At 73.2% G+C, this 21,527-nt stretch carries 18 protein-coding genes; 6 read left to right on the top strand and 12 right to left on the bottom strand.

Annotated elements, in window-relative coordinates; translation table 11 throughout:
- Positions 1 to 145 precede the first annotated feature (145 nt).
- Positions 146 to 946, bottom strand: coding sequence for a TIGR03936 family radical SAM-associated protein (locus ACFU9E_RS31955; protein WP_355372271.1), 801 nt, complete (start codon positions 944 to 946; stop codon positions 146 to 148).
- A gap of 277 nt (positions 947 to 1,223) precedes the next feature.
- On the bottom strand, positions 1,224 to 3,152 hold the full coding sequence (locus ACFU9E_RS31950; protein WP_380682897.1) for a TIGR03960 family B12-binding radical SAM protein: 1,929 nt from the start codon (positions 3,150 to 3,152) through the stop codon (positions 1,224 to 1,226).
- A 436-nt stretch (positions 3,153 to 3,588) separates the two neighbouring features.
- Between ACFU9E_RS31950 and ACFU9E_RS31945 the strand changes: the two genes are divergently transcribed.
- Positions 3,589 to 4,881 carry a M14 family zinc carboxypeptidase gene (locus ACFU9E_RS31945; protein WP_380682898.1) on the top strand — a complete coding sequence of 431 codons (1,293 nt, stop codon included), beginning with the start codon at positions 3,589 to 3,591 and terminating at the stop codon, positions 4,879 to 4,881.
- A gap of 36 nt (positions 4,882 to 4,917) precedes the next feature.
- On the opposite strand, the gene ACFU9E_RS31940 is transcribed toward ACFU9E_RS31945, so the two are convergent.
- Complete coding sequence (locus ACFU9E_RS31940; RefSeq protein ID WP_380682899.1) at positions 4,918 to 5,946, bottom strand: GDSL-type esterase/lipase family protein; 1,029 nt, start codon at positions 5,944 to 5,946, stop codon at positions 4,918 to 4,920.
- Positions 5,947 to 6,134: 188 nt separating this feature from the next.
- On the opposite strand from ACFU9E_RS31940, the gene ACFU9E_RS31935 reads away from it, so the two are divergent.
- The gene (locus ACFU9E_RS31935) at positions 6,135 to 6,641 is read left to right on the top strand and encodes a MarR family winged helix-turn-helix transcriptional regulator (RefSeq protein WP_380682900.1); all 507 of its coding nucleotides are present in this window, start codon (positions 6,135 to 6,137) and stop codon (positions 6,639 to 6,641) included.
- Between the two features lie 45 nt (positions 6,642 to 6,686).
- Positions 6,687 to 7,340, top strand: coding sequence for a nitroreductase family protein (locus tag ACFU9E_RS31930; RefSeq protein WP_380682901.1), 654 nt, complete (start codon positions 6,687 to 6,689; stop codon positions 7,338 to 7,340).
- A 92-nt stretch (positions 7,341 to 7,432) separates the two neighbouring features.
- Here the strand turns inward: ACFU9E_RS31930 and rodA are convergent, their stop codons facing one another.
- The 8 genes from rodA to ACFU9E_RS31890 form a co-directional block, all read right to left on the bottom strand.
- Complete coding sequence (rodA, locus tag ACFU9E_RS31925; RefSeq protein ID WP_380682902.1) at positions 7,433 to 8,632, bottom strand: rod shape-determining protein RodA; 1,200 nt, start codon at positions 8,630 to 8,632, stop codon at positions 7,433 to 7,435.
- Complete coding sequence (gene mrdA, locus ACFU9E_RS31920; protein WP_380682903.1) at positions 8,629 to 10,896, bottom strand: penicillin-binding protein 2; 2,268 nt, start codon at positions 10,894 to 10,896, stop codon at positions 8,629 to 8,631. Before mrdA ends, rodA begins: the two co-directional genes overlap by 4 nt.
- 64 nt (positions 10,897 to 10,960) lie before the next feature.
- The gene (gene mreD / locus ACFU9E_RS31915; protein ID WP_380682904.1) at positions 10,961 to 11,599 is read right to left on the bottom strand and encodes a rod shape-determining protein MreD; all 639 of its coding nucleotides are present in this window, start codon (positions 11,597 to 11,599) and stop codon (positions 10,961 to 10,963) included.
- 3 nt (positions 11,600 to 11,602) lie between these two features.
- Complete coding sequence (gene mreC / locus ACFU9E_RS31910; protein WP_380682905.1) at positions 11,603 to 12,577, bottom strand: rod shape-determining protein MreC; 975 nt, start codon at positions 12,575 to 12,577, stop codon at positions 11,603 to 11,605.
- A gap of 92 nt (positions 12,578 to 12,669) precedes the next feature.
- Positions 12,670 to 13,695, bottom strand: a complete 1,026-nt coding sequence (locus tag ACFU9E_RS31905) for a rod shape-determining protein (protein WP_355372351.1) — start codon at positions 13,693 to 13,695, stop codon at positions 12,670 to 12,672.
- A 319-nt stretch (positions 13,696 to 14,014) separates the two neighbouring features.
- The gene (ndk, locus tag ACFU9E_RS31900) at positions 14,015 to 14,428 is read right to left on the bottom strand and encodes a nucleoside-diphosphate kinase (protein ID WP_380682906.1); all 414 of its coding nucleotides are present in this window, start codon (positions 14,426 to 14,428) and stop codon (positions 14,015 to 14,017) included.
- 132 nt (positions 14,429 to 14,560) lie between these two features.
- Positions 14,561 to 14,899 (bottom strand): DUF4233 domain-containing protein, encoded by a 339-nt coding sequence (locus ACFU9E_RS31895; RefSeq protein ID WP_355372308.1) that lies wholly within the window; start codon positions 14,897 to 14,899, stop codon positions 14,561 to 14,563.
- A gap of 2 nt (positions 14,900 to 14,901) precedes the next feature.
- Positions 14,902 to 16,293 carry a bifunctional folylpolyglutamate synthase/dihydrofolate synthase gene (locus ACFU9E_RS31890; RefSeq protein ID WP_380682907.1) on the bottom strand — a complete coding sequence of 464 codons (1,392 nt, stop codon included), beginning with the start codon at positions 16,291 to 16,293 and terminating at the stop codon, positions 14,902 to 14,904.
- Between the two features lie 174 nt (positions 16,294 to 16,467).
- Between ACFU9E_RS31890 and ACFU9E_RS31885 the strand changes: the two genes are divergently transcribed.
- The 3 genes from ACFU9E_RS31885 (at position 16,468) to ACFU9E_RS31875 (ending at position 20,860) form a co-directional block, all read left to right on the top strand.
- Positions 16,468 to 17,901, top strand: coding sequence for a glycosyltransferase (locus ACFU9E_RS31885; protein WP_380682908.1), 1,434 nt, complete (start codon positions 16,468 to 16,470; stop codon positions 17,899 to 17,901).
- Positions 17,902 to 17,955: 54 nt separating this feature from the next.
- Positions 17,956 to 19,152: a non-hydrolyzing UDP-N-acetylglucosamine 2-epimerase gene (gene wecB, locus ACFU9E_RS31880; RefSeq protein ID WP_380682909.1), complete on the top strand. Its 1,197-nt coding sequence runs from the start codon at positions 17,956 to 17,958 to the stop codon at positions 19,150 to 19,152.
- A 178-nt stretch (positions 19,153 to 19,330) separates the two neighbouring features.
- Complete coding sequence (locus tag ACFU9E_RS31875; protein WP_380682910.1) at positions 19,331 to 20,860, top strand: chitinase; 1,530 nt, start codon at positions 19,331 to 19,333, stop codon at positions 20,858 to 20,860.
- Positions 20,861 to 20,893: 33 nt separating this feature from the next.
- On the opposite strand, the gene ACFU9E_RS31870 is transcribed toward ACFU9E_RS31875, so the two are convergent.
- On the bottom strand, positions 20,894 to 21,427 hold the full coding sequence (locus ACFU9E_RS31870) for a hypothetical protein (protein WP_380715543.1): 534 nt from the start codon (positions 21,425 to 21,427) through the stop codon (positions 20,894 to 20,896).
- Between the last annotated feature and the right edge of the window lie 100 nt (positions 21,428 to 21,527).

Raw genomic sequence — 21,527 nt, 5'->3', positions numbered from 1 at the left:
ACGGGGTCCTCGGGCCCACCGACCCTCGGGGTCGGCGGGCCGCAAGAGGCCGGCCTGTGCTTCGACGACGCTCGCTCCCCTGGGGAGCCGCGGGGGCCTGGAGGACCAGCGGGCCCAGTGGGGAACTGGACCCGGCCTCCGCCCGCTAGGCGGACGCGGTTGCGCGCGGCTCGCCGGTGGCCACAGGGCCGGCCGGGGCCGCGGCGCGGTCGAGCGCCAACGGGTCGGTCACCGTGCCGGTCCCCTCGTCGAGCGGCCCCTGCGCCAGCCTGGTCACCTCTGCGGGGACCGGCGGCGCCAGGTCGGCCGTCGCACGGAGACCGGACAACACGTCGTCGGGTCGTACGGCGGGTGTGGCGTGTCGTACTACCAGGCGCAGTATCGCACAGGGACGCCCGGTCCGAACATCGCGGGCCTCTTCACCCGCCGTGTCCGCACCGTCGACGACCTGCGGCGGGAGGAGTTCGAGAGCCGCCACCGCGCCGCGCGCGTCGAAGACCCGGACACCGTTCTTGGTGAGGCGTTCGACCTCGACCCGCTCCTCGGCGAGGAACAGCGCGATCGCGCGGCCCGCCTCCTGCGGCTCGACGCCGTCGAGCCGGACCTGCCATTCGGAGGCCTCCAGGCGCTCCACGAAGTTGGGCGTGCGCACCTCGACCGCGTCGATCACGTCGAGGCCCCCGGGCAGCGACTCGTCCAGTTGGACGCGCAGCTCCTCCGGGTCGCGGGGGGCGGCGAGCCCGATCTCCAGGTATTCCGCCTCGCTGGCCACGCCGGTCGGCGCGGCGTTGGCGTAGGACACCTTGGGGTGCGGGGTGAAGCCGGCCGAGTAGGCCATCGGCACCGCCGACCGGCGCAGGGCGCGCTCGAAGGCGCGCTGGAAGTCGCGGTGGCTGGTGAAGCGGAGCCGGCCGCGCTTGGTGTAGCGGAGACGGATCCGCTGCACCGTCGGCGCGGGCGGCGGACCGTCGGGCGTACGGCGTGCCAGGTCGCTCAGTCCTTCGTCAGTTGTCCCCGTCCACAGCGGCGGCGTTTTCCCGCCACTGTCCGGACGCTGTCACCTCAAAGGGTACGCGCCCCGACCCACCCCTCGCCCCGCCCCTGCTCGCGGCGGCCCTCCGGGCAGGCGGCGCGGGACGCGCGAGTGCCCCGGCGGACGGGTCCGCCGGGGCACTCGCGGGGCGCGCCCACCCGTTCGTGATCACGCACCGGTCACAAGTCGATCACTTGTTCACCACGGTGAGCGGGAGCAGCTTCTTGCCGGTGGGGCCGATCTGGATGTGGGTGTCCATCTGCGGGCAGACGCCGCAGTCGAAGCACGGGGTCCAGCGGCAGTCGTCGACCTCGACCTCCTCCAGGGCGTCCTGCCAGTCCTCCCAGAGCCAGTCCTTGTCGAGTCCGCTGTCCAGGTGGTCCCAGGGCAGGACCTCCTCGTAACCGCGCTCGCGGGTGGTGTACCAGTCGACGTCGACGCCGGTGCCGGCCAGGCCCTTCTCCGCGCTCGCCATCCAGCGGTCGTAGGAGAAGTGCTCGCGCCAGCCGTCGAAGCGGCCGCCGTCCTCGTAGACCGCGCGGATGATCGCGCCGACCCGGCGGTCGCCGCGGGACAGCAGGCCCTCCACGATGCCGGGCTTGCCGTCGTGGTAGCGGTAGCCGATGTTCTTGCCGTACTTGCGGTCGCCGCGGATCGAGTCGCGCAGCTTGGCCAGCCGGGCGTCGGTGGCCTCGGCGGACAGCTGCGGGGCCCACTGGAACGGGGTGTGCGGCTTGGGCACGAACCCGCCGATGGAGACGGTGCAGCGGATGTCGTTCTGGCCGGTGACCTCGCGGCCCTTCTGGATGACGTTCTTCGCCATCTCGCCGATCTGGAGCACGTCCTCGTCGGTCTCGGTGGGCAGGCCGCACATGAAGTACAGCTTCACCTGGCGCCAGCCGTTGCCGTAGGCGGTGGCGACGGTGCGGATGAGGTCCTCCTCCGACACCATCTTGTTGATCACCTTGCGCATGCGCTCACTGCCGCCCTCGGGGGCGAAGGTGAGGCCGGAGCGGCGGCCGTTGCGGCTGAGCTCGTTGGCGAGGTCGATGTTGAAGGCGTCGACGCGGGTGGACGGCAGCGACAGGCCGATCTTGTCCTCGGCGTAGCGGTCGGCCAGGCCCTTGGCGACATCGGCGATCTCGGTGTGGTCCGCGGAGGACAGCGACAGCAGGCCGACCTCCTCGAAGCCGGTCGCCTTGAGCCCGCGCTCGACCATGTCGCCGATGCCGGTGATGCTTCGCTCCCGCACGGGGCGCGTGATCATGCCGGCCTGGCAGAAGCGGCAGCCGCGGGTGCAGCCGCGGAAGATCTCCACGGACATCCGCTCGTGGACGGTCTCGGCGAGCGGGACGAGCGGCTGCTTCGGGTAGGGCCACTCGTCGAGGTCCATCACGGTGTGCTTGGAGACCCGCCACGGCACGCCGGGGGCGTTCGGCACGACGCGCCCGATCCGGCCGTCGGCCAGGTACTCGACGTCGTAGAACTTCGGGACGTACACGCCGCCGGTGCGGGCCAGCCGCAGCAGCAGCTCGTCGCGCCCGCCCGGGCGTCCCTCGGCCTTCCACTGCCGGACGATCTTGGTGATGTCGAGCACGGCCTGCTCGCCGTCACCGATCACCGCGCAGTCGATGAAGTCCGCGATCGGCTCGGGGTTGAACGCGGCGTGGCCGCCGGCCAGCACGACCGGGTCCTCGTCGGTCCGGTCGGCGGCGGCCAGCGGGATGCCGGCCAGTTCGAGCGCGGCCAGCATGTTGGTGTAGCCGAGCTCGGTGGAGAAGGAGAGCCCGAACACGTCGAAGGCGCGCACCGGCCGGTGGGCGTCCACGGTGAACTGGGGGACGCCGTGCTCGCGCATCAGCGCCTCGAGGTCCGGCCAGACGCTGTAGGTGCGCTCGGCGAGGACGCCCTCCTGCTCGTTGAGCACCTCGTAGAGGATCATGACGCCCTGGTTGGGCAGGCCCACCTCGTAGGCGTCGGGGTACATCAGCGCCCAGCGGACGTCGCAGGCGTCCCAGTCCTTGACGGTCGAGTTCAGCTCGCCGCCGACGTACTGGATCGGCTTCTGGACGTGCGGGAGGAGGGCCTCCAGGCGTGGGAAGACCGATTCGACAGTCATGAGTACTAGGAACCCTTACGACGTTCGGGACCGCCGCGCACTCCGCGGGGGCGACGGCTGGGAGGGGTGACCCTCAAGAGTAGCCGAACCGCCGTGGCCCCCGGCCCGGCCGAGGGCGGTGGTCCGGCCCCGGGGCCCGGTCCGGCCGGGGATCCCGGCACGTGAACGCGGCCCCACCGGCGTCCGACCGCGGGCCCACCGCGGCCCCACCGCGGGTGCCCGACGACTGTTGACACGTTCCGCGGGCACGTGCGGTACTGGCAAGGCTCCACCGGAAGGTCCTGTGCGCCCCCGGGACGAGGGAGTTGGCCGCGCGCGCACCGGCCGCGCCGGGAGGGCCCGGTGCGACCTCGCGCCGCGCTCCCGGCCGAGGCCCCCGACCCCGCGCCGGGCGCCCGACCGTGCCGCCCCGCCCGCCCCCGAGGACAGGAGAGCCATGACCGACACGGGCCGGCGGACGCGCCGGATCCAAGCCCCGCACCTCGACACCGGGACCTATCCGACGGTGGCGCGCGCGATCGCCGCGGCCCGCCGGCTGGCCCGCCGCCACCCGGGGCGCTGCCGGGTCCGCGAGGTGGGCCGCTCCCGGGCGGGGCGCCCGCTGGTGCTGCTCTCGGTGGACGGCGGCGAGCACACGGTGCTGGCCGTCGGCGGGCCGCACCCGAACGAGCCGGTGGGCCTGGCCGCCGCCGTCGGGCTGGCCGAGCGGGTGCTGGAGCTTCCGCCGCGCCCGGGGGTCGGCTGGCACGTCCTGCTCTGCCTGGACCCGGACGGCGCCGCGCTCAACGAGGGCTGGCTGCACGGCCCGCTGACCGCGGCCCGGCACTACGAGCACTTCTTCCGCCCGGCCTTCCACGAGCAGCCGGAGCTGCTGCCGCACCCGGACGGCCCGCTGGCGCCGATGCCGGAGAGCCGGGTGCTGACCGGGCTGATCGACGACCTGCGCCCGGTGCTCCAGTGCTCGCTGCACGGCGTGGACTTCGGCGGCGCGTTCGTGCAGCTCACCCGGCCGCTGCCGGCCCTGGCCGACCGCTTCGCCCGCTCGGTGGCGCGCGGCGGCATCCCGCTGGACGTCGACTCCTACGACGCGGTCGGCTGGGACAGCCCGGCCCCCGGCACCTATGTGATGCCGGCGCCGGGCCGGCGCCGGCAGCCGCTGCCGGACCGCCCGGAGCTGTCCACCTGGTCGTACGCGGGCCGGTACGGCGGCATCACGGCGGTGCTGGAGGCACCGATGTGGGCGATCGACGCGGTCGGCGACGCCCGCCCGGCGCCGGACGTGCGCGCCGCCGTCGGAGCCTGCGCCGACCGGCTGGCCGGCCGGGTCGCGGAGCTGACCGCCCTGCTGCCGCTGGTGCCGCCGCACGCCGGGGTGGCGTACGGCCCGCTGCTGCGCGCCGTGGAGTTCAATCTGGCGGTCTGCCGGCCGGTGGTGGACGACTGGATCACCCACTGGTCGTCGGCGCCGCTGTCGGTGTCCCGGGTGACCGCGGCGCGGATCGCGGCCGAGCGGGTGCCGCTGCGGATCGCCTCGATGCTGCTGCGGCTGCTCGCGGACTGCGGCGGCCCGGCGGCGGACGCGGCCCGGGCGCGCGCCCGGGGGGTCGTCTCGGCGAGCCTGGAGGGCCTGCAGCGGCTGGGCGCCCGCTGGGTGCCGGTGGAGACCCAGGTCGCCCACCAGACCCGGGCGGTGTTCGCCGCCGCCGACCTCCTGCTGCCGCCCGGCTGACGGCGGCGAGCGGCGTCCCCGACCGCCGCGCCCAGGTCAGTCGCCGAGCAGTGGCAGCAGGAACGGTTCGACCAGTCCGGCCAGCCGGTGCTCGCCGGCCGGCGTCGGGTGCAGGCCGTCGGCGTACAACCCGTCCGCCTCGGCGAGCGGCAGTACGTCGCGGCCGTCCACCAGGTGCAGCCGCCGGTCGCCGAGCCGTTGCAGCACCCGCACGGCCGCGCCGGTCAGCTCGCGCACGTCGGCCAGCGTCAACCCGGCGGCGTTGCGGACGTGTTCGCGCGGCGCCGACGGCAGGGCCGCGATCACGGCGATCGGGGTGTCCGGGTGCCCGTCCCGGACGGTCTCGACGAATCCGCCCACCGCTGGACCCCAACTACGCGCGGTGAAGGCTGACTTGAGATAGGCGTTGGTGCCGATCTCCAGGGTGATCAGCTCGGCAGGGGTGTCCCGCAGGACCCGGGCGACCAACGGGTCCAGATAGGCCTGCCCGGCGAACCCGAGGTTGCGCAGCCGCCAGCCGCGGCGGCGCGCGAGCAGCGCGGTCCAGCTCTCGGAGGGCCCGTGCGGGAACATCGCGTGCGTCAGCGAGCTGCCGTAGGCGGCCCAGCGCGGTCCGGCGCGCCGGACCGGTGCCAGCAGCCGGTGGCCGGACAGGCCGACGGCGGCGAGGCGGGTGCGGGACAGGTGCGGCAGCCACACCTCGACCTCGGCCGGGACGCCGGGCAGGGCGATGTCGATCCGTTCCCGGCCGGGCCCGGGGCGGCGGCGGTGGACGAGCACGCCGTCGGCGAGCACGTCCAGCGGCGCCCCGCCCGCCTCCGCGTCCACGTCCAGGAGCAGCCGGGCCGCGTCGGTGCGCACGGCGAAGCGGGCGCCCGCCGGGAGCGCGGCGAGCCGGCCGAAGTCCTCGCTGAGCGTGGTGGCGATCCGCTCCTGCGGCATCCGCAGCGGCAGCACCGTCCCGCCGGCCCGCTCGAAGCCGCAGACGCCGTCCCAGCCGAGCCGTTCGTCCGCCGGGTCGAACCATCGCACCCGCGGCTCCCCCTCGGCTCCGGTCCCGGTCATCGCCCACCCCCGTCCGTCCGTCGGCGGACCCCTCCGCCGGCGCATCCGTCCACCGGCAAATCCGTCTGCCGGCCAACAATCTGACCTTCAATCACGTATGCTCACCGAAACGTATCGGCAGAAATCATCTACCGTCAAACAATCTCCGGGGAGCGTTATGCTGGCCGTCCACCACCGAAGGAGCCCTGATGGCCACCGCCCCCCGGCCCGCCCGCCTCGCCTCGCCCAGCCGGGCGGACGACGGCGGCGAGCGGCGGCGCTACTTCGCCGCGCTCACCCTGGACCGCCCGGACGTCGCGCTCTGCCGGGCCACCACCGCGGTCGCCCGCTCCATCGACGAGCGGCTCTCCGGGGGCCCCCTGACGGTCCCCCAGCACCTGGTGCTCAAGATGCTCGCCGCCGTCGGCAGCTGCTCCCAGCAGGAGCTGAGCGAGCAGCTGCGGATCGACCGCAGCGTCATGGTCGGCTGCGTCGACGCCCTGGAGGGCGCCGGCCTGGTCCGCCGCGAGCGCCACCCCCGCGACCGCCGCGCCTACGCCGTCACCCTCACCCCGGACGGCAGCGCCGCCCTGGCCGAGGCCGACCGCGCCATGGCGCCCGTCCTGGACCACGCCTTCGCCGCCCTCTCCCCGGACGAGCGCGCGACGCTGGTCCGCCTCACCCGCAAGCTCCTCGACGTCCCGCCGGCCGACTGAGGCCCCGCCCCGCGGCCGGCCCACCGATCCCGGAGGCCACCGGCCGTGCCACAGCTCGATCTGACCGCCGACCAGCTCCTCACCACCACCCGGGCGGTGCGCCGCCGCCTCGACCTCACCCGCCCGGTCGACCGGGCCCTGGTCGAGGAGTGCCTGGCCCTCGCCACCCAGGCCCCCACCGGCCGCAACCGCCAGCGCTGGGACTTCGTGGTGGTCACCGACCCGGCCCGGCGGGCCGCCCTGGCCGGCCTCTACCGGCTCGGCCTGACCCACCCCCGCGACCGCGTCGCCCGCACCGGCCTGGACCGCACCACCGAGGACACCGCCCGCCGGCTGCGGCTGGCGGTGAGCGCCCAGCACCTCTTCGACCACCTGCACGAGGTCCCGGTCCTGGTGGTGCCGTGCGTCCGGATCGAGGGCCGGCACGAACTGGCTGGCCACATCGGCCAGGCCAACGCCTGGGGCTCGATCCTCCCGGCCGTCTGGCAGTTCATGCTCGCCGCCCGCTCCCGCGGCCTCGGCACCGCCTGGACCACCCCGCACCTGCACTACGAGCGCGAGGCCGCCGAGCTGCTCGGCATCCCCTACGAGACGGTCGCCCAGACCGCGCTGGTCCCGCTCGCCCACACCCTGGGCACCGACTTCCGCCCCGGCCCGCGGGTGGACACCGCCCGGATCACCCACTGGGACAGCTGGTAGCCCCCACCCACTGGGACAGCTGGTAGCCCCCGGACGACAGAAAGGGCCGGCCCGGGGGAACACCCCGGACCGGCCCCGCCGCACCGGCCTTCTCAGGCCGCTATCGGCCGCTGGCTCTGCACCGCCTGCAGCAACCCGATCGCCACCCAGGTCGAGAACATCGACGAGCCTCCGTAGGAGACGAACGGCAGCGGGATGCCGGCCACCGGCATGATGCCCAGGCACATCCCTATGTTCTCGAAGCCCTGGAAGGCGAACCAGGCGACCACCCCGGCCGCCACGATGGTGCCGTACAGGTCGGTGGCGTGTCGGGCGATCCGGCAGGCCCGCCACAGCACCACGCCGAGCAGCACGATGATCGCCATCGCGCCGAGGAAGCCCAGCTCCTCGCCGGCCACCGTGAACACGAAGTCGGTCTGCTGCTCCGGCACGAACTGCCCGGTGGTCTGCGTCCCGTGGAACAGGCCCTTGCCGGTCAGCCCGCCGGAGCCGATCGCGATCCGGGCCTGCGCGGTGTTGTAGCCGACGCCGGACGGGTCGAGCGCCGGGTTGGCGAAGGCGGCGAAGCGGTCGATCTGGTACTTGCTCAGCACCCCGAGCTTCCAGATCGCCACACATCCGCCGACACCGGCCAGCATCAGCCCGAGCACCCAGCGGTTGGCCGCGCCGGAGGCCAGCAGGATGCCCAGCACGATGACGGCCATCACCATCACCGAGCCGGCGTCCGGCATCAGCATCACTATGGCCATCGGCAGCGTCGCCCAGACCAGCGCGCGGAACACCGCCTTGTCGGCCGGGAACTCCCGCTCCCCCGCGTCCACCTGGTCGGACATCACGATCGCCATCGACAGCACGATCGCCAGCTTGGCGAACTCGGCCGGCTGCACCGAGAAGCCGCCGCCCAGCTGGATCCAGGAGTGCTGGCCGTTGATGGTCGAGCCGAGCGGGCTGAGCGTGGCCAGCAGCAGCAGGATCACGCCGGCGTACAGGAACGGCACGAGGGTGCGGAACCGCCGGCTCCCTATCGCTATCACCACCGCGCACAGCACCGCCCCGATCAGGACGTTGGTCAGGTGCCGGAACAGGAAGTACTGCGGGTCGCCGTGGGTCAGCGAGTCGCGCCCCCGGGTCGCCGACCAGACCAGCAGCGAGCTGCCCAGCGAGAGGACCACCGCGGCCAGCAGCAGTATCCAGTCGATCCGCCACAGCGGGGAGTCCTTGGCCAGCGACTTGGGCACCCCGCCGCGCTGCGGGGCGAGCCGCAGCTGGCGGTACGAGCCGTAGGAGGTCATGCCCGGCCCCTTCCGGTGGAGCGGGTGGGTTCGACGGCGGCCTCGGCCGCGACGAGCACCGGGGCGGCGCCGCCGGACTGCGCCGGGTCCAGGAAGACCCGCGGCGAGTCGCCGCTCACCCCGGGTTCGCCGAGCCCGGCGCCGTCCGCGCCGAACGAGGCCGGCTTGACGATCGCGGTGCCGTCCGGGTTGAACTTCGGCAGCTCGGCCTGCGGCGTGGGCAGCAGCGCCTTGCCCTGGTCGACGTTGCCCTTGTCGTCGACGCCGTACAGCGACTGGTAGATCCGCCGGATCGCGTCGCCGGAGCCACCGGAGCCGGTGCCGCCCTGGCTTATCGTCATCACGACCGCGTAGTCGCGGCTGTAGGTGGTCAGCCAGGAGGTGGTCTGCTTGCCCTCGACCTCGGCGGTGCCGGTCTTGGCGTGCAGCTCGATCTTGCCCTGCGGCCAGCCCGCGCCGGTGAACTTCCAGGCGGCGGTGCCGTTGGTGATGACGCCCGCGGTGGCCTGGTCGATGTAGCCGAGCAGCTTCTGGTCGCCGGGCAGCCGGCCGTCCTCGTGCGGGGCGATCTCGCGGACGAGCTCCCCGCTCGGGCTTATCACGGCCTTGGCGACCGTCGGCCGGTAGAAGGTGCCGCCGTTGGCGAGCGCCGCGTAGATCCGGGCCATCTGGATCGGGGTGACCAGGGTGTCGCCCTGGCCGATCGCGAAGTTGACGGCGTCACCCGCGCGCATCTGGTAGCCGTCGACGCAGTTCTCCCGGGCGATCTGGTCGGAGAAGCTGTTGCCGCCCTTCTCCGCCTGCTTGCACCAGGCGTCCTTGTTGTTGTCGTAGAAGGACTGCTTCCACTGCCGGTCCGGCACCCGGCCGGTGACCTCGCTCGGCAGGTCGATACCGGTCTTGGCGCCGAGGCCGAACTGGTGGGCGGTCTTGAAGAACCAGTCGCCCGGGTCCTTCTTCGGCTTGATGCCGCCGTCCTTCATCCACTGGTCGTACGCCAGGCCGTAGAAGACCGTGTCGCAGGAGACCTCCAGGGCCCGCTCCAGGGAGATCGGGCCGAAGTTCTCGCTCTCGAAGTTCTTGAACTCGCGCCCGCCGATGGTCAGGCTCTTCGGGCAGTCGTAGCGGCCGTCGAGCGAGTAGCCGGCCTGGACGGCGGCGGTGGTGGAGATGACCTTGAACGTCGAGCCGGGGGCCGACTGACCCTGTATGGCCCGGTTGAGCAGCGGGAAGTTGGACTCCTTGCTGGTCAGCGCCTGGTAGTCCTTGCCGCTGATGCCGCCCTGCCACAGGTTGGGGTCGTAGGTGGGGGCGCTGGCCATCGCGACGATCCGCCCGGTGTGCACGTCCATCACGACGGCGGCGCCGGAGTCGGCCTCGTAGTTGCGGTTGGTGACCTTGTCGAAGGTCTTGCGGGCGTCGGCCATGGCCTGCGCCAGGTTGTCCTCGACGACCTTCTGCACCCGGGCGTCGATGCTGGTCACCAGGTTGTTGCCGGTCTGCGGGGCGGCCTGGTCGGCGGTGCCGATCACCCGGCCGAGGTTGTCCACCTCCAGCTTGGTGATGCCGGCGGTGCCGCGCAGGTCGCGGTCGTAGACGGACTCCAGCCCGGCGCGGCCGATCTGGTCGGCCGGCAGGTAGCGGTCCAGGCCGGCCTGGTCGGCGGTCTTCGAGACCTCCTCGTCGGTGACCGGCGAGAGGTAGCCGAGCACCTGGGCGAGGTTCGCGCCCTCGGCGCCGGTGTAGTGGCGCACGGCGGTGGGCTGGGCGGTGACCCCGGGGAAGTCCTCCCGGCGCTCCATTATCTGCATCGCCTGCTGGGTGGTCGCCTCCTTGGTGACCGGGATCGGCTGGTAGGGCGAGCCGTTCCAGCAGGGCTGCGGGGTCTTGGCGTCGCAGAGCCGGACCTTCTCCTGGACGTCCTTGGCGGGCATCCCGAGCACCTCGGCGAGCCGGGTCAGCACCGCCTTGCCGGCGTCCTTCTGCTGGAGCAGCGAGGTGCGGCTGACCGAGACGACCAGCTTGGTCTCGTTGCCCGCGAGGATCCGCCCGGAGGCGTCCAGGATCTCGCCGCGCACGGCCGGTTCGACGACCTCGCGGATGTGGTTGCCGGTCGCCTTGGCGGTGTAGACGCTGGCGTTGCGGATCTGCAGGTACCACAGCCGTCCGCCGAGGGTGGCGAGCAGCGAGAGCACCAGGATCTGCAGCACCACCAGACGGATCGTCACCCGCCGGGTACGGCCGGTCTCGGGGATGTTGCTCACGTCTCGTGCGCTCCAAAAACAGAACGGGGGCGGGCGGGCTGGTCGGGCCGGGTCGGCACCGGGGCTACGGGCGCTTTCCCGCGCCCAGCAGGCGCTTCTTCTTGAATGACGCGCCGCCCGTGGTGTCACGGGTGGTGCGGTAGCGGGCCAGGCTGCCGAGGCCGGGGCCGCCCTCGTCGTCGTCGGCGACGGCCAGCGGGTCCTTGCCGAACCGGCGGGCGATCAGCATCACGGCGGGCACCACGAAGGGGGCGAGCAACAGGTCGTAGATCAGCGCGGTGACCACCAGCTGGCCGAGCCCGACGTGCCGGGCGGCGGTGTCGCCGACCAGCGCGCCGACCATCGCGTACAGCAGGGTGGAGGCGATCGCGGCGCCACCCACCACCAGCAGCGCGCTGAGGACCGAGCGCTGGCGCCCGTGCTCGGGGCGCAGCAGTCCGGCGGCGTAGCCCATCAGGCAGAGCACCAGCGCGTAGCGGCCGATGGCGTGGTCGGAGGGCGGGGCGAGGTCGGCGAGCAGGCCGGCCGCGAAGCCGACCAGGCAGCCGCCGGTCGGCCCGTAGACGAGGGCGAGGCCGACCACGACGAGCAGCAGCACGTCGGGGGTGGCCCCGGGCAGTTGCAGCCGGCCGAAGACGCTGACCTGGAGCAGCAGGCCGAGCAGGATCAGGACGGCGGAGACGGGGATGCGGGCGAGGCGCATGGCTCAGTTCCCCCCAGTGGGCTTGGCGGGCGGGAGGGCGGCCGGGGCGGCGGGCACCAGGGGCACGGCCGGCCCGGCGGGCGCCGCCGGCGCGGCCTGGCCCTGGGCGGCCGGCGCGGGGGCGGGCGGCAGGACGGCGTCGCGCGGGTCGGTGCGCGGCGGGACGACGACCACGCCGACCAGGTCGAGCCGGGTGAACTGGACGAAGGGCTCGACCAGGACGGTCTTGGTGAGCTGTCCGGGGTTGGCCTCGACCTGGACGACCTTGCCGACCGGGACGCCGGGCACGAACGGGCGGCCGCTCTGCGAGCCGAAGGTGACCAGCCGGTCGCCCTCCTTGACCTGGGCCTTGCCGTTGAGCAGCGAGACCTTCATGGCGCTGGTGCCGCCGCCGGCGGCGAAGCCGATCTCGCCGCTGCCCTCCAGCCGGGTGCCGGCGGTGAAGCCGGGGTCGGAGGCGAGCAGCACGGTGGAGGTGGTCGGGGCGACGGTGGTGATCCGGCCGACCAGGCCCTGGCCGTTGATGACGGTCATGTCGCGGGTGAGGCCGTCGTCGCTGCCGGCGTCGATGGTGATGGTCCAGGAGAAGCCCTGCGCCGGGCCGATCGCGATGGTCTGGGCGGCCTTGACGGTGTATCCGCCGGCGCCCGCGGTGCGCAGCAGGTCGTCGAGCTGCTTGGTGCGCCCGCCGGCCATGTCGGAGGAGGCGAGCTTCTGCCGCAGGTCGGTGTTCTCGCGGGCGAGCTGGTCGGTGCGGCCGCTGTGCGAGGCGGCGTCGCGGAAGGCCCGGACGGTGTCGGCGACCGGGTCGACGGCGGTGGCGGCGCCGCGTTCGACCGGGCCGAGGACGGCGGCCGCCGCGCGCCGGGCGCCGCCGAGCGGGGAGCTCTCACCGCCCTTGATGTCGACGGTGATCAGTGCGAAGGCGACGGCCACCAGCAGGATCAGCAGCAGCCGGCTCTCTCGTGTGTCCCTCACGGTGCTGGTACTGCCCCTTCGTACCCCTGGCCGCCGGACCGGGCTGTGGACCCGGGCGGGGGCCCGTCAGTTCGGCTGTGGTGTCGGTTCTGCTAGCGGCGCGGCGCGGCGTCGAGTACCTGCTGGAGCGCCTCGAACTCCTCGACGCACTTGCCGGAGCCGAGTGCGACGGAGTCCAGCGGGTTCTCCGCGATGTGGATCGGCATGCCGGTCTCCCGGCGCAGCCGCTCGTCCATGCCGCGGAGCAGGGCGCCGCCGCCGGTGAGCACGATGCCCCGGTCCATGACGTCGCCGGCCAGCTCGGGCGGGCACTGGTCGAGGGTGGTCTTGACCGCGTCGATGATCGAGTTGACCGGCTCGTCGATGGCCTCGCGGACCTCGGCGGCGGAGATGACGACGGTCTTGGGCAGGCCGCTGACCAGGTCGCGGCCGCGGATCTCGGCGTGCTCGTCCTTCTCGCCCTCCAGGCCGAAGGCGGAGCCGATGCTCATCTTGATCTGTTCGGCGCTGCGCTCGCCGAGGAGCAGCGAGTACTCCTTCTTGATGTGCTGGACGATGGCGTTGTCCAGCTCGTCGCCGGCGACCCGGATGGACTGCGCGGTGACGATGCCGCCGAGCGAGATGACGGCGACCTCGGTGGTGCCGCCGCCGATGTCGACGACCATGTTGCCGGTGGGCTCGTGGACGGGCAGCCCGGCGCCGATGGCGGCGGCCATCGGTTCCTCGATGATGTGCACCTGGCGGCAGCCGGCCTGCAGGGAGGCCTCGATGACGGCGCGGCGCTCGACGCCGGTGATGCCGGAGGGGACGCAGACGACGACCCGGGGGCGGGCGAGGAAGCGGCGGCGGTGCACCTTGAGGATGAAGTAGCGCAGCATCCGCTCGGTGATCTCGAAGTCGGCGATGACACCGTCCTTGAGCGGGCGGATGGCGACGATGTTGCCGGGGGTGCGGCCGATCATCTTCTTGGCCTCGGAGCCGACGGCGAGGATGCCCCCGGTGTTGGTGTTGACCGCGACCACCGACGGCTCGTTGAGGACGATGCCCTTGCCCCTGACGTACACCAGCGTGTTGGCAGTTCCGAGGTCGATCGCCAAGTCGCGGCCGATGAACGACAGGTTGCTCGCCATGGGGTGGGGTGCCTTTCCCGGGCTCGGAGTCATGTGGGGTGGACGGTGTGCGCGCCCACGCGTGGGCGGCGACCAGCTGAGCTGCCTTACCGGGCCCTTGAGTCGCGTCCATCGTAGTCACGCCGGTCGGCACTGACGTCGAGGTGGGGCATGCCGTCCATTGTCCGGGGCGTGATCGCTTCTCCGGGCATTGGGACGCCGTGTCGGAGGGCCTGGTTCCCTATTTCCCGATAAGAATGCCCCGGCCGGGCCAATAGTCCCGACCGGGGCCTTCCGAAGGTCCCGAATGATCGCCGCGCCGGTCGGGTCAGGCGTGGGCGGGGAAGAAGATCTTGATCTCGCGCTCGGCGGACTCGACCGAGTCGGAGGCGTGGATGAGGTTCTCGCGGGTGATCGTCGCGTAGTCGCCGCGGATGGTGCCGGCGCCGGCCTCCAGCGGGTTGGTGGCGCCAGCCAGCATGCGGATGCCGGGGACGACCTCCTCGCCCTCGACGATCAGGGCGATGGACGGGCCGGAGGTCATGAACTCCAGCAGCGGCTCGTAGAACGGGCGGCCGACGTGCTCCGCGTAGTGGTGCTCCAGCGTCGCCCGGTCGAAGGTGCGCAGCTCGACGGCGGCAAGCCGCCAGCCGGCCTTGCGCTCGATGCGGCTGATGATCTCGCCGGCCAGGCCGCGCTTGACGGCGTCGGGCTTGAGCAGGACGAGAGTGCGCTGGGACACGGGGCGTCTCCTGGAGGAAGGGGTTCGGCACGCACGCGGTTCGACGCGCACGCGCCGATCCGCGTGCGCCGTGCGACTACCGCAGAGGTTACCTTGCGTGAGCGAACGCGCCGGACCCGGTCCGGGGCCGCCTCAGACGGCCGCTGCGGCGGCCCGGGCGGCCTTGATCTCGTCGATCTTGCGGCCGTAGTGCACCGAGCACCACCACAGTCCGGCGAAGACCACGCCGAGCCCGAACATGGTCGGCACGACGAAGCCGCTGGCGATCAGCGCGAGCTGCAGGGCCCAGCCGACGGCGACCGCGCCGGGGCGGTTGATCATGCCGCAGAGCAGCAGGCACAGCGCCATGGCGATGCCGCTGACGGTCCACAGCGCCCCGGTGGAGACGTCGGAGAGCTGCATCGCGACCAGCGCCGCGAACAGCACCACGAGGGCCTCGCCGATCAGCGTCGAGGAGCAGAGCGTCCTCATCGTCACTTCCTCCCGAGCAGCAGGCGGGCCTCGCCCACCGTGATGACCGAACCGGTGACCAGCACCCCGGCGCCGCCGAGGTCGCCCTCCTCCTCGGCCAGGGTGACGGCGGCGGCGATGGCGTCGTCGAGCCGGGGCTCGACCTGGACGCGGTCCTCGCCGAAGACCTCGACCGCGAGCGCGGCCAGCTCGTCCACGTCCATCGCGCGGTGGGTGGAGTTGCGGGTGACGACGACCTCGGCGAGCAGCGGCTCGAAGGCCTCCAGGAGGCCGGCCACGTCCTTGTCGCCGCTGGTGCCGATGACGCCGACCAGGCGGGTGAAGCCGAAGGACTCGGTGAGCGCGGCGACGGTGGCCCGGGCGCCGTGCGGGTTGTGGGCGGCGTCCAGGACGATGGTGGGGCTGCGCCGGACGACCTCCAGGCGGCCCGGGGAGCTGACGCCGGAGAACGCCTGGCGGACCTTGTCGGTGTCGAGCTTGCCGCCGCGGGCGCCGCCGACGCCGAAGAACGCCTCGACGGCGGCCAGGGCGAGGGCCGCGTTGTGCGCCTGGTACTCGCCGTGCAGCGGCAGGAAGACGTCCTCGTACTCCTCGCCGCCGAGCCCGCGCAGGGTCACCAGCTGGCCGCCGACCGCGAGTTCGCGGCGGATGACGCCGAACTCCAGGCCCTCGCGGGCGACCGTGGCGTCGACCTCCACGGCGCGCCGCAGGATGGTCTGGGCGGCGTCGAGCTGCTGCTGGGCGACAACGGCGACGGAGCCGGGCTTGATGATCCCGGACTTCTCGACGGCGATCTCGCCGGTGGTCTCCCCCAGCTTGTCGGTGTGGTCCAGGCCGATCGGGGTGATCACCGCGACGGTCGCGTCGATGACGTTGGTGGCGTCCCAGGAGCCGCCCATGCCGACCTCGACCACGGCGACGTCCACCGGCGCGTCGGCGAAGGCCGCGTAGGCCATGCCGGTGAGCACCTCGAAGAAGGACATGGCGACCGGCTCGCGCTCGTCGACCATCCGCACGTAGGGCTCGATGTCGCGGTAGACCTCGACGAACCGCTCGGGGGTGATCGGGGCGCCGTCCAGGGTGATCCGCTCGGTGACGCTCTCCACGTGCGGGCTGGTGTAGCGGCCGGTGCGCAGCTCGAAGGTGCCGAGCAGCTGCTCGATCATCCGGGCGGTGGAGGTCTTGCCGTTGGTACCGGTGACGTGGATGGAGGGGAAGGACCGCTGGGGCTGGCCCAGGATGTCCATCAGGGCCTCGATCCGGTCGAGCGAGGGCTCCAGCTTGTTCTCCGGCCAGCGCTCGGAGAGTTCCACCTCGACGTCGCGCAGGGCGTCGCCGGTACCGCCGTCGGCGGGGCGGAGGGTGTACGGGTTCGGGTCGGCCTTGTCGCTCACGACCACAGTCTACGGAGCGGGGGCCGACGCTCCTCACGGGGTGAGAACCACCACTTTGCCCGAGTTGAACAGTTTCCTCTGTTTACTATCGATTTAGCGACATCAGACCGCAATGAAGCATTGATTCGCATCCCAAGGAGACAAAACACCTTCGATCATGAGGAGCAGCTCGCCATGCCCGACGCCCTGCGCCAGTTCGTCGAGATGCGCCGCGAGGGGTTCCTCCAGCTCGGCGGGCTGATCTCGCTGGCCCTGCTCTGCTACATGGTCCTCGTCTTCGGCCGCTTCCTCGTCTACTGGGCCGGCTCCCGCCACGCCTTCCGGCACAGCAGCCCGGCCGGGCCCGGCGACCCCGCCGCCTTCCGGTGGCACCTGATGATCCCCTGCCGGGACGAGGAGGCGGTGATCACCCAGACCCTCGCCGGCCTGCGGGCCGTCGCCCCCGCCGCCCACCTGTGGGTGATCGACGACGACAGCGACGACGGCACCCGCGCCCTGGTGCTCGCCGCCGCCGAACGCGACCCGCGCGTCCACCTGGTGCAGCGCCGCCGCCCGCACGCCCGGATCGGCAAGGGCGCCGCGCTGAACGCCGCCTACCGGGAGATCTCCGCCTGGCTGCCGCCCGGCACCGACCGCTCCCGGGTGGTCCTCGGCGTGGTCGACGCCGACGGGCGGCTCGACCCCGGCACCCTCGAACAGGTCTGCAACGACCGCGCGATGGGCCGCCCCGACACCGGCGCCGTGCAGATCGGCGTGCGGATGCGCAACGCCGACGACGAACGGCCGCTGCCCGGCCGCGGCCGGACCGCCAACGCGGTGGCCCGCGCCCTGGTGCGGATGCAGGACGTCGAGTTCCAGGCCAACAACGCCGGCATGCAGCTGCTGCGCCGCCGCACAGGCAGCGTCGGCCTCGGCGGCAACGGCCAGTTCGTCCGGCTCACCGCCCTGGACTCGCTGACCGCCGAGGAGGGCCGCGCCGGCCGCCCCTGGCCCGAGCGCGCCCTGCTGGAGGACTACGAGTCCGGCCTCGACCTGCGCCTGGCCGGCTGGCGGCTCACCCATGTCACCGAGGCCAACGTCTCCCAGGAGGCCCTGGTCTCCTGGCGGCGCTTCCTCACCCAGCGCACCCGCTGGGCCCAGGGCAACATGCAGTGCCTGCGCTACACCGGCCGGGTGCTGCGCTCGCGGCACTACCGGCCCGCCGGCAAGGCCGAGGTGCTCTACACCTTCCTCCAGCCGGTGGTCTGCGTCCTGCTGGTCGTCCTCACCCCGCTGTCGCTGGCGATCACCGGGGCGGGGCTGGCGCTCTTCCCCGAGGAGACCGCCGACTTCCAGCTGCGGTACGGCCCGTGGATGGTGCTCGCCTTCGTGCTCGCCACCCTGCCGATGGTCTTCTGGGGCCCGGCCTACCGCCGGCTCGTCCACCCCGACCGCCGCCGGCTCACCGGCCTGCTCTGGGGCGTCCTGGTCTGGCTCTACGCCTACCACCTGTTCGTGGTCGCCACCCGGGCCGCCGTACGCCTGCTGCTCGGCCGCAACGGCTGGGCCAAGACCCGGCGCAACGCCGAGAAGGTCGCCCTCGGCGACCCCACCGCGCTCGAGTCCTGAGCCCCCGCTCCTCCTTCGCCTCCCGACCGCCCCGACCCCCGGAGCCGTTCCGCCATGACCGCGTGCCCGACCCCGAAGCCCGCCGCCCGCCGCCCGTTCGCCCCCGGCAGTGTCGCCGTCGTCCTCGGCACCCGCCCCGAACTGGTCAAGCTCGCCCCGCTGATCCACGAGCTCGGCCCGGCCACCCGCCTGGTCCACACCGGCCAGCACTGGGACGAGGCGATGTCCGGCCGCTTCCTGCGCGACCTCGGCCTGCCGAGCCCCGAACTGCTCACCGGCGTCGGCGGCCGCCCCCGGGCCGGCCAGATCGCCCAGTCGCTCGGCCAACTCGACGCCGCCTTCGCCGAGCACCGCCCGGCCGCCGTCGTCGTCCAGGGCGACACCAACGCCACCCTGGCCGGCGCGCTCGCCGCCAACGCCCGGGACATCCCGCTGGTGCACGTCGAGGCGGGGCTGCGCAGCTTCGACCGGGCGATGCCCGAGGAGCACAACCGGGTGATGGTCGACCACGTCGCCGACCTGCTGTGCGCCGCCACCCCGGACAACGCCGCCAACCTGCGCGCCGAGTCCCTCGCCGAGGAGCGGATCGCGCTCACCGGCAACACCGTCGTCGAGGTGGTCCGCAGCTCGCTGCCGGACACCGCCGCCCGGGCCGCCCTGCTCGCCGGGCACGGCCTCGCCGCGGACGGCTACGTGCTGGCCACCGTGCACCGGCCGGAGAACACCGACACGGCCGAGGCGCTCGGCGCCGTCCTCGCCGAACTCGACCGGATCGCCCGGGCCGGCACCCCGGTGCTGTTCCCGATGCACCCGCGCACCCGGGCCGCCGTCGAGCGCTTCGGCCTGGAGGGCCTGCTGGAGCGGCTCGCGGTGACCGGGCCGGTCGGCTACGCCGACTTCCTGGGCCTGGCCCGGCACGCCGCGCTGCTGGTCTCCGACTCCGGCGGGGTGCAGGAGGAGTGCACCGTGCTCGGCCGCCCGCTGCTGGTGGTGCGCCGCTCCACCGAGCGGCCCGAGGCCGTCGAGGCCGGCTTCGCCGCGCTGGTGGCACCCGGCGCCGAACTCGGCGAGCACGCCCGGACCTGGCTGGCCGACACCCCCGCGCGGCTCGCCCGGCTCGCGGCCACCCCGAGCCCCTACGGCGACGGCCTGGCCTCCGCCCGGATCGCCGATCTGACCGCCGATCTGACCGCCGGCCCGGCCGCCGGGCAGGCCGGGGCGCCCGCCGGCGCGCTGCCGACGGCCGCCTGAACGGCCCGCCCGGACAGGGCCCTCTTGACAGCAGAATTGGTCTACTCCATTTTGTGAGGGCAAGTCTCCTACCCCGACAGGGACTTGAGTTGTCGGTAGCTCCCGCACGCGTACCCATCGACACCCGGACGGCTCTCCCCCACGGGAGCCGCCGGCCTCCCCCACAGGAGATGGAGTCATGCCACCTGCACGACAGCGGCGCCCGCGCGCCGTCCACTCGATGCTCGCCGGCGCCAGTGCCGTCGCGATCGGCCTGAGCGGCCTGGTCCTCGCCGGCGGCACCGGCGCCCACGCCGCCACCGACGTCGAACTCATCACCAACGGCGGCTTCGAGGACGCCAACCGCCTCAACGGCTGGACCTGTACGGCCGGCACGCCGGAGACCGGCACGGTCCACTCCGGCACCGGCGCGCTGCGCTCCACCCCGGCCGGCGGCGACACCGGCGAATGCACCCAGACGGTCGCCGTCAAGCCGTCCTCGACCTACACCCTGAGCAGCTGGGTCCAGGGCTCGTACGTCTACCTCGGCGCCCGCGGCACCGGCGGCACCGACCCGAGCACCTGGACGCCCGGCGGCAGCGCCTGGTCCAAGCTCAGCACCACCTTCACCACCGGGGCGAGCACCACCAGCGTCACCGTCTACCTGCACGGCTGGTACGGGCAGCCGGCCTTCCTGGCCGACGACGTCTCGCTGCTCGGCCCGGGCGACCCCAAGCCCTCCCCGACCGCGACCACGCCGACCCCGACCGACCCCGGCAGCCCGTCGCCCACCGACACCACCACGCCCTCCCCCACCGCCACCACGCCCCGGCCGCCGTCCAAGCACCTGCTGACCGGCTACTGGCAGAACTTCGACAACGGCGCCACCGTGCAGCGGATCAGCGACGTCCCGGCCGCGTACGACATCATCGCGGTCTCCTTCGCCGACGCCACCTCCACGCCCGGGGGCCTGAGCTTCACCCTGGACCCGACGCTCTCCTCCCGGCTCGGCGGCTACACCGACGCCCAGTTCAAGGCCGACATCGCGGCCAAGAAGGCGGCCGGCAAGAAGGTGATCCTCTCGGTCGGCGGCGAGAAGGGCACCGTCTCGGTCAACAGCTCCACCTCGGCCGCCAGCTTCGCCAACAGCGCCTGGTCCCTGATGCAGACCTACGGCTTCGACGGCGTCGACATCGACCTGGAGAACGGCATCAACTCCACCTACATGGGCCAGGCGCTGCACACCCTGGCGGCCAAGGCAGGCTCGGGCTTCACGCTCACCATGGCGCCGCAGACCATCGACATGCAGTCCACCGGCATGGAGTACTTCAAGCTGGCGCTGAACGTGAAGGACATCCTCACCATCGTCAACATGCAGTACTACAACTCCGGCGCCATGCTGGGCTGCGACGGCCAGGTCTACTCCCAGGGCACCGTCAACTTCCTCACCGGGCTGGCCTGCATCCAGCTCAAGGGCGGGCTGCGGCCCGACCAGGTGGGCCTCGGCGTCCCGGCCTCCACCAGCGCGGCCGGCGGCGGCTACGTCAGCCCGAGCGTGGTCAACAACGCGCTGGACTGCCTGGCCGCCGGCACCAACTGCGGCAGCTTCAAGCCCGACACCAAGTGGCCCGGGATCGGCGGGGCGATGACCTGGTCGACCAACTGGGACGCCAAGGCGGGCGGCGGCATCGCCTCCACCGTCGGCTCCCACCTGCACGCGATGCCGTAACCGGCACACGCGGGACCGTGGGCCCGGGCGGGGTCAGACCCCCGCCCGGGCCTCCGGCACGGCCGCGGGCGCGCCGCCGTGCCGGCGGCGCAGCTCGGCGGTGATCTCCGCGAGCTCGCCCTCCGGCAGCAGCGGCAGCATCATCGCCACGCCCTGCAGCAGGCCGCCGAGCAGGAAGGTGGTGTCGGGGGTGGTGGCGACCAGGCCGCGGACCTCGGCCACCTCGCCGGCCGCGACCGCCTCGATCAGCCGGGCCGCGTCCACGCCCTCCTCGTCGACGTGGACGGCGCCGGTGTCGCGCGGGGCGCGCCGGGCCATCGCCCGCAGCACGCGGTCGCCGACCTCGGGGGCGTAGGCCTTGCGGACCGCCTCGGCGGCGATCCAGGCGAGCAGCGTGGTCACCTCGCGCTCGACGTGCTCCTCGAGCAACCGGTCCAACGCGTGGTCGAACGCGAGCTGGTTGCCGTGCCGGAAGGCGAGCAGCAGTGTCGCCGCCCGCCCCTTGGCCTCCTCGACCACCTCGGCAGGCAGTTCGTCGGCCAGCTCCTCGGTCACCATCACGCCCATGCCCTCCCGTCACTCCTCGCCGTCCGAAACTCGATGCACACCGTACACAGTCGACCTGGAAACTTCCGCGAGCGCGCGCGGGCAAGACCGGAATGAATTC

Origin of the sequence: Kitasatospora sp. NPDC057595, from assembly GCF_042800875.1 — a bacterium.
In the GTDB taxonomy this organism is placed as follows: Bacteria; Actinomycetota; Actinomycetes; order Streptomycetales; family Streptomycetaceae; genus Kitasatospora.
Note: the sequence above shows the minus strand (reverse complement) of the source record. Positions and strands in the feature narration are given on the sequence as shown.